The following is a 12,802-nucleotide window of genomic DNA, read 5'->3' on the forward strand; positions in this document are numbered from 1 at the left end:
GCATCCATGAAGCTTCACCGCGGCCCGGCGCCGCAGAACCCCCAGGCACAGAGGCGCGCCTCCATGCACGACATCGGCATGTGGGGGCCGATAGGAAGCGGGAAGACCACCTTCCTGGCCGCGCTGAACATCGCGGCCATGCGCAGCCAGAGCCGCTGGAAGCTGGTCGGGACCGACGACGAGGCCACCGACTTCCTCGTCGACCAGACCCACAGCCTGGTCGAGGAGCGCGTCTTCCCGCCGGCCACCGTGGCGATCAAGCCGTTCCGCTGGAGCCTGATCGGCAGGGCCGAGGTGCCCGCCGGGCGGCGCTGGGGGCGGGAGATCACCGAGGAGGTCACCCTCGAGGTGAACCTGGACCTCCTCGACGTGGGCGGCGGGATGTTCGACCGCGTCCCGACGACCCCGGCCCGCGACGGCGACGAGCTCGGTTTCGGCGAGGAACCCGACCGGGACGACGACGAGGTCCTGTTCAACCACCTGGCGGGGCAGGGAGGCATCGTCTACCTCTACGACCCGGTCCGCGAGGCGGACAAGGGCGACGCGTTCCGCTTCTTCAACCGGACGCTCGAACGGCTCAAGCAGCGCTCCTTCGAGCAGCGCGGCTTCACCGACGGCTACCTGCCGCAGCACCTCGCCGTCTGCGTCACCAAGTTCGACCACAAGACCGTCTACGACAGGATCCGCAGCAGGGGGCTGCGCTCGGTCGACGACACCGACGAGATGCTGCCCCGGGTGCGTGACGAGGACGCGGCCGAGGCGTTCAGGGAACTCTGCTCGATCACCCACGACGGCGGCGCGGACCTGGTACGGCGTGCCATCGAGAACAACTTCCACCCCGACCGGGTGGCCTACTTCGTCACCTCGGCCGTCGGCTTCCACGTGGGGCCCTCGGGACGCTTCATGGAACGCGACTTCCAGAACGTCGTCGTCGGCCCCGACGGGAAGGCCAGGATCCGCGGCCCGGTGAGGCCGATCAACGTCCTGGAACCGGTTCTCTGGCTGGCGAAGCGACTCGCCGTCAAGCCGCGCTGAGGTGACACGCCATGGCCAGACTCGATGTGGGATGGGCGCTGCACGGCAAGGTGCCCCTCAGCCGGGCCGAGTACGGGGTGATCGGCTCCAGCAGGGGGGTGTTCTCGCCGGAGAACTTCGAGACGCTCCTGGGCCGGTTCACCCCCGGCACGCCTCCGGCCACCCGGCAGGGCACCGAGGCCCTGCCCTGGATCACCGTCAACTACGTCCCCCGCAACGGGGACCCCTACCTGGGGGTCGCGCTGCACGAGTGGTCCGACCAGGTGGACGGGACCAACCGTGACATCGCCAGGATCAGCTACTTCTGCGTGCCGTACCGTCAGCTGCGCGACCAGCCCGTCTCCTACGCCGAGCTGTTCCGGGCGCTCGGCGACGTGCGGCTGCCCTGGCCCGAGACCCAGTCGCAGGCCGACGAGCTGCGGGGGACGGGCAGGGAACTCGTCCTCCACGTCGCCCCCCTCGACGCCGAGGTCATGGCCGAGGAGGTGAGGGGCTTCGGCCGCGGGCGGGTGACGGCCGCCGCGGCGCTCCTGCTCGACGGGCCCGTCACGATCGTCCAGTGCGACCTGAGCGCCCAGCACAGGCTCCGCTTCCTCGACGCCGTGGCGTCGCTGCTGCCCTACGGGCTGCGGACCGCCTACAGCGCCGCCACCTGGATGGAGGGCGGCGCCTCCGGCCGGATCCGGATCTGCTTCAGCCGCAGGCCGCGCGCGGACCGGACCACGCTGGACTGGCGTTCGGAGATCCCCGAGATACCGGAGACCTCGCCGCGCGCCCTCGCCTACCGCGACCGGCTGGAGGCGTTGTTCTCCCGGGGAGTCTCCCTCACCGAGGTGATCGGCCACCTCGCCGCACGCCACGACCGGGGACAGGCCGACGAGTGGTACTACGTGTGGGAGAGCCTCGGGGACATGGACGCGCCCCTGCGGGTGCTGCGCGGGGTGCGGGACGGTTCGGCGGAGCCCGCCGAGGTGCGGCGGCTGCTGGAGCGGGGCCGGTCGGAGGTGCTGACCTCCGAGCAGTGGCGGGAGATCCTGCTCTTCCTCGTCGGGCTCGCCGACCCCGCGGACCTCGCTCTCCTCGGCGCCTGCTGGGGCGAGGACGACCCCCGGCTGGGGGCGGCGCTCGGCGACGCCGCCCTGTCCCACATGCTCCGGGGGGACGCGCAGGACCGGGTGGCGGAGTACGTGGCGTTCGCCGGGCGGCACGGGCTTCCCGAGGACCTGTTCGTCCCCCTGCTGCGGCCCCCGGTGCCCGTCCGGTCGGCCGCCGCCTTGCTGCGGCGGCACGCGGGACCGGGGACGGACCCGGACGGCCCGTTCGCCCGGGCCGCGCGCGCCTGGCCTCCCCTGGTCTACGAACTCCTCCTCCAGGAACTGGACGCCGCCCCGCGGCGGATCGGGGAGTGGCTCGACTGGCTGGGCTCGGGAGGCCGCCTGGAGGACGTGCTCACGCCGTTCGAGGTGGTGCTGCGCGACCGCGGGGGCGCGCCCGTCGGCAAGCTGAGCCTGGGAAACCTGCTGGAGGCGGGGGAGGCCTACCTCATGCGGCTGCTGCGCGAGGCGGCGCGGCGCCGCTGCCTGCCGTTCGTCCTGGGCGCCTTCACCGAGCTCGCCGCCGAGCGCTCCTTCGACCGCGAACAGCGCTCCGCCTGGGCGCGGTCGCTGACGGAGCTGGAGGTCGACGACGCCGCCTCACGGGCGGAGATCGACGCCCTGCTGCTGCTCTTCGGAGGAAGGCCCCGCTTCCTCGACGCCATGGCCGGGAACGCGGAGTACGACCGCCCCGGCTGGAGCCGGTACTGCCGCGCCCTCGCCGAGGTGTGGCGGACCGACGCGCTGAGAGGCCACCACACCGTTCTGGCCGACCGGCTCGCCGCCCATCTCGAACCGTGGCGGGAACGTCCCGGCGACGACCCGCTGCGCGAACTCGCGAGGGAACTCACCGGGATCCCCGGGCTGGACTGGGAGCCGCTGCGAGGCCTGCTGCGGGGGACGCCCAGGCTCCTCCGCGGGGGCGGCGCCTCCGGCTCCGGCCGGACGCGAGGTCTCCGCGCCGCCCCGGAGATCGAGGAGAGGGCGTCCGCCACCCGGCGGCCGGAGCGATCCCGGGCGGCCCTGGAGCCCGAGGGGGGCGCGCCCGCCGACCGGCGGCCGGACAGGCCCCGCGCCGCGCCGGGGGCCGACGTCACCGCGCCCGCCGCGCGGCCGAACCGCGAGAACCGGCTCAGGCGTCTGGCGCAGATCGGCGCACGGGCCTCGCTGCAGGAGGTCGCCGAGTCGCTGGCCGCGGTCCTCGCCGACGGCCACCCCGTCGACCTCGCCGTCTGGGCCCTGCGGACCTCGGACAGGAGGCTTCCGGAACGGGACGTCGTCGTGCTCGGCTTCCTGCTCTACCGCGCCCTGAGCCTCGTCCACGAGATGGCTCCGGACGAGGCCGAGGAGCGGGCCGCCTGGTTCACCGGCGGGATGATCGAGGACCTTCCCCCGCTGGACCGGCGGATCGTCGCGAGACTCGGCGACGAGCGTGACCTGTTCTCCCGCCTGACCGGCATCGCGGAATCCGGCGAGCGGGACAGGACCAGACGGCCGCGGTCCTTCCTCTCCAGGCTGACCCGATGGAGGTGAGGGAGACGGACGGTGGCAGGGGTACCGTCGGCGCCGTCGGCGCCGACATGACAGGCGGGACCACCAGGATCGTCCGGCGCACCCCGGCCGGCCGCGTCGCCGAGGAGGAGAGCCGGACGGGGCTCGCGGACCCGCTCGCGCGGGGAGGGACCTCCTCCGTCGCCGTCGCCGCCCCCGGCACCTGGTTCGACGGCGGTCGCCGGGGAGCCCGCGAACACGAGACGCTCCTGCGGGCACTACGCGGGCTGCCGGGCGTGTCGGTCGTCGCGGTGGACCGGCTGCTGTGCCTGGCGGTGGCCGCCGCGTGGCGGGACGGCCGCGCGACCTCCGGCCGCTACCTGGTGTGCGACGTGCACGCGGACGCGACGGGCCTGGCGGTGTGCGAGGTGTCGGAAACCGGTGTGAGACCGCTGGAGAGCGCCGCGGACCTCCCTTTCGGCGCCGACGCCTTCGAGCGGGCGCTCGCCGCCGCCACGGGCGTCCCCGCCTCCGCGCAGGCCGCGATGCGCGAGCGCGGGGCGTCCCGGGCCGAGACGGTGCTAGGCAGGGCGTGGGGCGGCACCAGGTTCGAGGACGCGACCGTCTACACCGACCACGGCGGGCAGGTGACGGTCGCCCAGCTCAGAACCGCCTTCGCGCCCTTCGCCGCGCACCTGCTGCGGGAGACGGCCGCCCTGGCCCGGGCGGTTCCCGGCCTGCGGCTGCCGGCCGAGCAGGTCGTCACGGCGGGAACGCTGGGCGCCTTCCCCCTCGTCCGCCAGGCGGTGACCGACGCGCTGGGACCGGCGGGGCCGGGGCATGAGGGCCGCACCCAGGTGCTGGAACCCGGTGCCGCGGCACTGGGCGCCCTCCTGATCGCCGAGGGGCGGATCGGGTGCGTCGACGACCGGATCGCCCGGGTGGGGCTGCTGGCGCACCGCCTCACCGCGGACGGTCTCCGGGAGATCGCCGTACCGCTGGCCGGTCCCGACCTGCGGCCGGCGGCGCCCTTCGCGGAGGTGGAGGGCTCCTCCCTGGTGGTCGAGGCCACGCCGTACGGGACCGGCAGGCCGCTGCTGGTCGTCACGGACCCGGCGGGCGGGTCCCGGCGCCTGACGCCGCCCGAGGTCCGGCCCGGCGCGGGGCCGTACCACGTGGCGTTCCTGCCCGCATGGCACGGCCGGGGAACGCTCGTGCTGGCTCCGGCCGGCGGCGGCCCCTCACACATGTATCCGGTGAGCACAGGAGGAACGTGATGACGACGCCCCCGCCGTACGGCGGTGCCAGGGAGATGGTCGCGCGGGCGGCGGGCGAAACCGGCCCGCTGGCCGCCCTCACCGCGCTGAACTGGTCCTTCGCGTGGGCCGTCGAAGTCCTCCGGGTGACCGGGAGCCCCGACGACCTCACCGCGTTCGAGTGCGTCGTGGTGCTCGACGAGGCCCTGGCGCGGGTGGACGCGCTGGAACGCGAGGTCTCCGGGCTGCTGGACCTGGCCATGGCCGGGGAGGCGGTGAAGGACCACGCCAGGGACCGGCAGCTCGAACTCGGCAGGCTCAGGGAGATCGTGGCCAGGGAGCGCGCCAACCTCCAGGGACGCAGGCGGGACGAGGAGGAGCTGCGGATGCTGGAGGCCGAGCACCGGACGCTGCGCACCCGTCTCGACGACATCGACCGGCTCGAACGGCTCGCGGCCGAACTGGAGACGATGCGGGCCCAGAGCGACGCACTGGAGGGCCGCATGACGGCGGTGGGCGTGGCCGCCGACGCGGAGGACAGGCTCAGGGACGCCTCCCACGAGCTGCTGATCCTCACCGAGGAACAGCGCGGGCTGCTTTCGGCGGAGACCCGGCGGTTCGTGGAGGAGGCGGCGCGGGCGCAGCGGGCGCTGTCGGCCGAGCGCGAGCGGGCGGAGAAGGACAGGAAGGCCCTGGAGGAGGCGGTCGCCGGGTTCGAGGAGCTGCGCTCCCGCGGGGCCGACCGGCTCTCCGCGCTGCGGGCATACCACGAGGCGGACCGGGCGCTGTTCCAGGCCGTCACCGCGGACCGCCCGGTGGCCGGCGAGCCCGGTCCCTGGCCGGGGGCCGAGCAGGTGGGCCGTGCGCTGTCCGAGATCGACCAGCGGCTGGGAGAGGTCGATCGGGCGCTCGGCGCGGCCGTGGAGCGGCACCGCGGGACGTATCAGGAGGCCAGGGCCCTCGTCAGCTGGGCGGACCGGCCGTAGCCCCGCCGGGGTCGCCTCCCCCCTGACGTTCCCCCCGGCGTCCCTCCCGGTCGTTCCGAGGTCCCTCCCGGTCGTCGTCGAGGGCGAAGGCGAGGTAGCGCTCGGCGGAGCGCCGTACCGCGTCGGCACCCCCGGTGTGCACGATCCGCTTCCACCAGCCGCCGTAGACGCGGTCGAAGTCGTAGGGCGCGAGCAGCGACAGGGCGCGGCGGATCGTCCCGGGGCGTTCGGGGATCAGGTTGGGGTAGCTGTACATGAAGCTGACCCATCTCCGGTCGGCCACCACCTGGAGGATGTCACCGGACAGCAGCGCGCCCCGGCCCTCCTCACCGTCGCGCCAGTGCAGCACCTGGCCGCCGGCGAAGTGCACGCCCGCGTTGATCAGGGTGAGGCCCTCCGCGATCTCGTGGGTCTCACCCTCCCAGAACACGATCGAGTCGTCGGGGCGCGCCACCCACTCACGGTCGTCGGCGTGGATGTAGATCGGCGCGTCGAAGGCGTGCGCCCACTCCACCATCGTCCCGTAGAAGTGCGGATGACTGATCGCGACGGCCTTGATCCCGCCGAGTTCGCGGATCCGCCTGACGAGGTCGTCGTCGAGATAGGTGACCATGTCCCACAGCACGTTCCCGCCGGGGGCGCGGACCAGCAGCGCGCGCTGGCCGATGGCGGTCGCCGGATCGGTGCCGACGCCGATCACACCGGGGCCCTCCTCGGCGACCATCGATCTGTGCCCGGAGGCGCGCAGTTCCTCCAGCGACGTCCACCGCTGTCCCTGCCAGCCGACGTACTGCCGCTCGTCCAGGCAGATCGGGCAGTCCTCGCGGGGAGCGGCGTACTGCACGCCGCAGGTCAGGCAGATCGGCAGATCGTTCACGCGGTTTTCCTCCGGCGCCTCGTGCGAAGTCCCGTACGGGAACAGACGCTAACCTCCCCGGGCCAGGTGCGGCGGACACCGTGCCGGGGAGGAGCCGGAAAGGGGGACGTCAGCCCGCGCCGGTGATCGCGCCGGGCAGGTCGTAGGCCTGGGCGATCAGCTCGTAGGAGCGGATCCGGTCGGCAGGGCCGTGCACCATCGTGGCGATCATCAGCTCGTCGGCCTCGGTGCGCTTGCGCAGCTCGTCGAGCCCCTCCCGCACTTCGGCGGGATCACCGAACACCACGTTGGACAGGTGGTCGCGGACGAAGCCCTCCTCGACCGGGCTGTAGGGATAGGCCTCGGCCTCCTCGGGGGTGGGGACCGGCTGGGGAACCCCGCGGCGCAGCCTGAGCGTGGACAGCGCGCCCGAGCGGGCCAGGCGGAGTGCCTGCGCGGAGGTGTCCGCGGCGACGGCGGAGACGCCGATCAGCGCGTACGGCCGGTCGAGCACGCCGGAGGGCTCGAAGTGGGAGCGGTACAGCTCCAGCGCGGGAAGGGTGTTGGCCGCGCTGAAATGGTGGGCGAACGCGAACGGCAGGCCGAGCATGCCGGCGAGCTGGGCGCTGAAGCCGCTGGAGCCGAGCAGCCAGATCGGCGGCCGTCCGGCCTCGGGCGACCTGGGGATGGCGACGACCCGCTCCAGGGGATGGCCGGCCGGGAACGAGCCGTCCAGGAAGGCGGTCAGCTCGGCCAGCTGCTCGGGGAAGTCGTCGGCGTCCAGGCCGTGCCTGCGCAGTGCCCTGGCCGTGGCCGGATCGGTGCCCGGCGCCCGGCCGAGCCCGAGGTCGATGCGGCCCGGGTGCAGCGCGTTCAGGGTGCCGAACTGCTCGGCCACGATCAGCGGGGCGTGGTTGGGCAGCATCACGCCGCCGGATCCCAGCCTGATGGTCGTGGTCGCGGCGGCCAGATGGGCGATCAGCACGGCGGGGGACGAGCTGGCCACGGAGGGCATGCCGTGGTGCTCGGCCACCCAGATCCGGTGGTATCCCCACGCCTCGGCCCGCCTGGCGAGCTCGGTACCGGCACGCAAGGTCTCCGTCGGGGTCACTCCCGACCCGACGACGGCCAGTTCCAGGATCGACAGCGGGACCTCGGCGGAGCCGCGCGCCACGCCACGGATGGTGTCTTCAGCCATGAAGGCGGAAACCCCCGCTAAGCGGAGGTTTATTCCGCTTAGCGGGGGTTTCCAGGACTTTGGACGGAGGGGCCGCTCAGAGCCGCCAGGCGCATATCGCCGTACGGTCGGCGTCGTAGGACTCGGCCCTGAAGCTGAGCTGCCAGAAGAACTCGGGAAGTGAGGGGGCCGTCGCCTGTGCCCACCAGGCCGAGGCCTGGTCGCTCACCTGCCCGCCGCGCATCGGACCGGCGAGGCCGCCCGTGCACAGCAGCAGCATGTCCCCCTCCCCGAGGTCGACCGTCGCGGTCTCCAGGTGTCCCGTGTCCCCGGGAAGCGCGTGGGGCGTCCCGGTCTCCTCGGGCAGGCAGGGCGACCAGTCGCCCCCGCGCAGGATCATCGCGCCGCCGTCGCCGATCCGCGCCACGTGGGCGCACTGCTCGCCGATGTCGATGATCGCGGTCAGCAGGGTGGTGCGCAGCGCCTCGACGGGCACCCGGTCGCGCTCGGCCCGCCCCCGCAGGTCGTCGGCGACGTCCTCGAAGAAGTGCTTGACCGGCGCCCCGCGCTCCACGTGGCGCAGGAGGCCGGCCAGAGCACGGCGGGCCGCCGTGCAGGCCTCCGCCGATCCGACGTGCGACAGCTCTGCGTCCGCGACCCCGCCGGCGGCGCACGCCAGGAGCCGGGTGTCGTCGATCTGCCACAGTCCCATCGAGTCCTGGCGCGGGGTACCGCGGCGGCGATGGGCGTCCCCCCTGACCGACGCCGCCCTGACGACCAGGCCCGGCAGGTCGGCCCCGTCCAGCTCGCTGTCGGGCCGTTTCCCGGTCACGTCCGGGATCGCGCCGGTGACCGGGCGCGTCATCGGCTCGTCGCCGATGATGAGCGGGTCGAGGACCCTGCCCGACGGGATGAACCGTGGCTTCGCGTGGAGTTGCTTCACGTTCGTACTTTCTCTTCGATCCGATGTCAGACCGTGTCCGTGACCGGGGAGGCGCCCCCCGTGGCCCGGACGGGGACGATCAACCGATTGCCGGCCGGGACGGCAGGGGTGGCAGGGGTGGCAGGGGGACGCGTGGCGCCGGCGGGCCGGTCCCCGGTCCGTAGTGGAGGACCGGCGTCCTCTCGGGCAGTGAAGTAGGCATTACTCACAATTCAGGCGAATCACTCGATATCCGGAATCGGTTGGCTGTTGTGGCATATGGTGCACATGTCAAACCGACGTGGAGGCTGGTGGGCGGGTTTACTGCCAGCATAAAACTAATTATTAATGTGACATAACCCGGTTTTATCTCCTGCTTTAGGAGCGTGGGGCGCATTCTGGCGTTTTGTGGGCATTGTCCGCCTTGCGGGATGGTCGTCACCGCCGCGAGGCGGGTGTCGCCCGTACCTCCCGCCGCGGGGCGTGTGACGCGACTCACAATGGATACATGCTAAGTTGAACATATGAGAGATCGTTCAAGTGTTGCGGTGGCGGACCCTGACGAATGCTCGGTGCCGACGGTGGACGCGGAGCGTGTCTCGTCGGTCCGGCGGGCGCTGCCCTCCGAGGAGGCGGTGCAGGACCTGGCCCAGGTCTTCGCCCTGCTCGCCGACCCCGGACGACTGCGGCTGATGGCGGCGTTGCTGGAGGGCGGCGAGTTATGCGTGTGCGACCTCGCGGCGGCGACCGGGCAGAGCATGTCGGCCGCTTCGCACGCGTTGCGGCTGTTGCGCGCGCACCGGGTGGTGAGGGTCCGCAGAGCCGGACGGATGGCCTACTACAGCCTTGCCGACTCCCACGTGCGGATGCTCTTCGACCTGGCCATCACCCACATGGGGCACGACGATGTCTGACGCCGCCACCCGGGACGAAAGCGGGAACCTCGGTGAAAACGGCCACGGGCCGGGACACGACGAGCACGGGCACGGGCCGGGCAGCGGGCACGAGCCGGGCGGCGGGCGGGACGGCGGGGTCCGGCGGCGAGGCGGTCACGGCCGGGAGAACGGCCGGGGCCACGGGCACGGCCAGGGCCAGGGCCACGGGCACGGCCACGCTGTCAGCGCCGAGGCCGATCGCCGCTACCTGACCGGCGCGCTCGTGCTGATCACCGGCTTCATGGTGGCCGAGGTGATCGTCGGTTTCGCCGCCGGCTCGCTCGCCCTGATCTCCGACGCGGGGCACATGCTGACCGACGCCATCGCGATCGTCTTCGCGCTGATCGCGATGCGGATCGCGGCACGGCCCCCGCAGGGAGGCTTCACCTACGGCCTCAAGCGGGCGGAGATCGTCTCGGCGCAGATCAACGGCATCACCCTGCTGCTGCTCAGCGCCTACTTCGTCTACGAGGGCGTCCGGCGGCTGATCGAGCCGCCCACCGTCGAGGGCGTGTACGTCGTGGTGACGGGACTGGCCGGAATCGTGGTCAACCTCGCCGCGACCTGGCTGCTCAGCAGGGCCAACCGGTCGAGCCTCAACGTCGAGGGCGCCTTCCAGCACATCCTCAACGACCTGTACGCCTTCATCGCGACCACCGTCGCCGGGGCCGTCGTCTGGCTGACCGGCTGGAGCAGGGCCGACGCCGTGGCCGCCCTCATCGTGGCGGCGCTGATGCTCAAGGCCGGATGGGGGCTGGTCCGCGACGCGGGCCGGGTCTTCATGGAGGCCGCCCCCGCCGGGATGAACCCCGCGGAGATAGGCCGGAGGACCGCCGCGCTCGAACACGTCGTCGAGGTTCACGACCTGCACATCTGGGAGGTCACCTCGGGCTACGCGGCGCTGTCGGCGCACATCCTGGTCGAGCCGGGAGCCGACTGCCACGCCGTACGCGCCGCCGCCGAGCGGATGGTCCACGACGAGTACGGTATCGAGCACACCACGATGCAGGTCGACCACGCGCCCGCCGGGCTGCTCACCATCGGCGGCGCCGAGGCCCACTGCGCCGACCCGCACGGCCCGACCCACCGAGGTGGGGCGGGCTTGGCAGGGGACGAGGGGCGGGACGGTGGTCAGCGCGGCAGCTCCGCGTGACGTTCCAGGAACGCGGCCACCTCCGCGGGGTCCTCGATCGGCAGCGGATAGACGATGAGCCGGTCGACGCCGAGATCGGCGTACCGCCTGGCCGTGTCGGCGTCGACCGGGGGGATCTGCATCACGATGATCTCCAGCCGCCCCAGCCTGGCGGGACGCTCGACCTCCTCGGCCGCCCTGCGCAGCCCTTCGAGATGACCGGCCAGCTCGTCGGGGGTCGCGACGCCGAACCAGCCGTGGCCCCGGGAGACCGCGCGCCGGAAGGCGGCGGGGCTGTGGCCGCCGACCACGACGCGGGGCCCGTCCGCCCGCACCGGCCTCGGGTGCGCGTCCACGCCGTCGAAGGCCACATACCTGCCCCGGTAGGCCGGTGCCCGCTGGGTCCACAGGGCGTGCATCGCGTCGAGATACTCGTCGGTGCGTTCGCCCCGCCCGGCCATCGGCACGCCGACCGCCGTCATCTCCGGTTCGAGGTATCCGGCGCCGACCCCGAGCAGCAGCCTGCCGCCGGAGAGCACGTCCAGGCTCGCGACCTGTTTGGCCAGGACAAGCGGGTTGCGCTGCGGCAGGATCACTATCGCGGTGCCCAGCTCCAGCCGTTCGGTGACCGCCGCGACGTAGGCCAGGTGCACCAGCGGGTCGAGGACGGGGTCGGTCGGCTCCATCGGCGACGCCTCGGTCCTGGGGCTGGGCAGCACGACGTGCTCTCCGGCCCACCACGACCGGTATCCCAGCTCTTCGGCCAGGCGGGCCAGCCGTACGGTCTCCTCCGGTGCGATGGCGGCCTTCGCGTTGAGGCCGTTGACGCCGAGCTCCATGAAATCTCCTGTCTGTCCGCCTGCCGGGCGGCGGACGGTCGTCGCGGGGGAGGCCGGGCGCGGTGCCCGCGTCGCTCATCGTCGGACAGGCTCCGGTCGCATGTCCAAGATCTGCTGTCATAGCCTTCGGCTATGGATGTCCACGTCCGGGACCTGCGCTACTTCGTCGCCGTCGCCGAGGAGCTGAGCTTCACCAAGGCCGCGAGCGACAGGCTCTTCATCTCGCAGCCCGCGCTGAGCAAGCAGATCCGCCGTCTCGAGATCTCCCTCGGAACCGCCCTGTTCGAGCGCGGCCACAGGACGGTGGTCCTGACGTCGGCGGGGGAGGCACTCCTGCCCCGCGCCCGGCGGATCGTCGAGGACTGGGAGGAGGCGCGGCGCGCGGTCTCCGACGCGGCGGCGGCGCAGGCGGCGGTCCTGACGGTGGGATTCCAGACCGGCATCGGGCGCGGGCTCATCCATCTGGCCACCTCCCGGATGAGCAGGCTGGCTCCCGGCTGGCGGATCCTCCTGCGCCAGGTCCCGTGGAACGACCCGACGACCGGTCTCGCGGGCGGGGACACCGACGTCGCCATCGCCTGGCTGCCGGTTCCGGAGACCGGTGACCTCTCCTGGAGGGTGATCGTCACGGAGGACCGCTGGATCGCGCTTCCCTCCTGCCACCCCCTGGCGGACCGCCCCGTCATCCCCTTCGCCCTGCTTCTCGACGAACCGTTCGTGGCGCTCCCCGCGGCCGCCGGAGCGCTGCGGGACTTCTGGCTGGCCGCCGACCTGCGCGGACGTCCGGCCCGCGTCGCGGCGGAGGCGGAGACGGCGGACGAGGCGCTGGAGGCGGTCGCCTCGGGCCGCGGGGTGCTCCTGCTGTCCTCGGGCAACGCCGAGATCTACCGGCGTGACGACATCGTCTGCCGCCCCGTCACCGGGCTGTCCCCCAGCGAGCTCGCCGTCGTCTGGCGTACGGACGACCGCCGCAGGGCCGTGGCCGCCTTCGTCGAGGCCTGCGCGCCGGCCGCGGAGCCCCGGTAGCCGGGCGGCCTAGCATTGCGGTGAAGATCGCACGAGCACAACGGGGAGGCCGT

General features: G+C 73.0%; 11 protein-coding genes. 7 read left to right on the forward strand and 4 right to left on the reverse strand.

What is annotated here, in order from left to right; all coding sequences use genetic code 11:
• Window positions 1–6: 6 nt before the first annotated feature.
• The 4 genes from AB0N02_RS18785 to AB0N02_RS18800 are packed head-to-tail and all read left to right on the forward strand — an operon-like array spanning window position 7 to window position 5,862.
• Window positions 7–1,035, forward strand: a complete 1,029-nt coding sequence (locus AB0N02_RS18785) for a hypothetical protein (protein ID WP_363947795.1) — start codon at window positions 7–9, stop codon at window positions 1,033–1,035.
• 11 nt (window positions 1,036–1,046) lie between these two features.
• On the forward strand, window positions 1,047–3,662 hold the full coding sequence (locus AB0N02_RS18790; RefSeq protein ID WP_363947798.1) for a hypothetical protein: 2,616 nt from the start codon (window positions 1,047–1,049) through the stop codon (window positions 3,660–3,662).
• On the forward strand, window positions 3,653–4,897 hold the full coding sequence (locus AB0N02_RS18795) for a hypothetical protein (RefSeq protein ID WP_363947801.1): 1,245 nt from the start codon (window positions 3,653–3,655) through the stop codon (window positions 4,895–4,897). Before AB0N02_RS18790 ends, AB0N02_RS18795 begins: the two co-directional genes overlap by 10 nt.
• Window positions 4,897–5,862, forward strand: coding sequence for a hypothetical protein (locus AB0N02_RS18800; protein ID WP_363947804.1), 966 nt, complete (start codon window positions 4,897–4,899; stop codon window positions 5,860–5,862). Before AB0N02_RS18795 ends, AB0N02_RS18800 begins: the two co-directional genes overlap by 1 nt.
• On the opposite strand, the gene AB0N02_RS18805 is transcribed toward AB0N02_RS18800, so the two are convergent.
• From AB0N02_RS18805 to AB0N02_RS18815, 3 genes are all read right to left on the reverse strand, one after another.
• Entirely contained in the window at window positions 5,840–6,739 is a 900-nt protein-coding gene (locus AB0N02_RS18805) for an MBL fold metallo-hydrolase (RefSeq protein ID WP_363947807.1), read from the reverse strand. The two genes, AB0N02_RS18800 and AB0N02_RS18805, sit on opposite strands and share 23 nt — an antisense overlap.
• A gap of 109 nt (window positions 6,740–6,848) precedes the next feature.
• Entirely contained in the window at window positions 6,849–7,916 is a 1,068-nt protein-coding gene (locus tag AB0N02_RS18810) for an LLM class flavin-dependent oxidoreductase (protein WP_363947810.1), read from the reverse strand.
• A gap of 76 nt (window positions 7,917–7,992) precedes the next feature.
• Window positions 7,993–8,838 carry a protein phosphatase 2C domain-containing protein gene (locus AB0N02_RS18815; RefSeq protein ID WP_363947813.1) on the reverse strand — a complete coding sequence of 282 codons (846 nt, stop codon included), beginning with the start codon at window positions 8,836–8,838 and terminating at the stop codon, window positions 7,993–7,995.
• 527 nt (window positions 8,839–9,365) lie between these two features.
• On the opposite strand from AB0N02_RS18815, the gene AB0N02_RS18820 reads away from it, so the two are divergent.
• Window positions 9,366–9,731, forward strand: coding sequence for a metalloregulator ArsR/SmtB family transcription factor (locus AB0N02_RS18820; protein ID WP_363947816.1), 366 nt, complete (start codon window positions 9,366–9,368; stop codon window positions 9,729–9,731).
• Entirely contained in the window at window positions 9,724–10,905 is a 1,182-nt protein-coding gene (locus tag AB0N02_RS18825) for a cation diffusion facilitator family transporter (RefSeq protein WP_363947818.1), read from the forward strand. The genes AB0N02_RS18820 and AB0N02_RS18825 overlap by 8 nt, the downstream gene beginning before the upstream one ends.
• Here the strand turns inward: AB0N02_RS18825 and AB0N02_RS18830 are convergent.
• Window positions 10,884–11,723 carry an LLM class F420-dependent oxidoreductase gene (locus AB0N02_RS18830; RefSeq protein ID WP_363947820.1) on the reverse strand — a complete coding sequence of 280 codons (840 nt, stop codon included), beginning with the start codon at window positions 11,721–11,723 and terminating at the stop codon, window positions 10,884–10,886. The genes AB0N02_RS18825 and AB0N02_RS18830 overlap by 22 nt on opposite strands.
• Window positions 11,724–11,855: 132 nt before the next feature.
• Here AB0N02_RS18830 and AB0N02_RS18835 point away from each other — a divergent pair, with 132 nt between their 5' ends.
• Window positions 11,856–12,749 carry a LysR family transcriptional regulator gene (locus tag AB0N02_RS18835; RefSeq protein WP_363947823.1) on the forward strand — a complete coding sequence of 298 codons (894 nt, stop codon included), beginning with the start codon at window positions 11,856–11,858 and terminating at the stop codon, window positions 12,747–12,749.
• Window positions 12,750–12,802 lie beyond the last annotated feature (53 nt).

This window comes from Streptosporangium sp. NPDC051022 (assembly GCF_040683035.1).
Taxonomy (GTDB): domain Bacteria; phylum Actinomycetota; class Actinomycetes; order Streptosporangiales; family Streptosporangiaceae; genus Streptosporangium.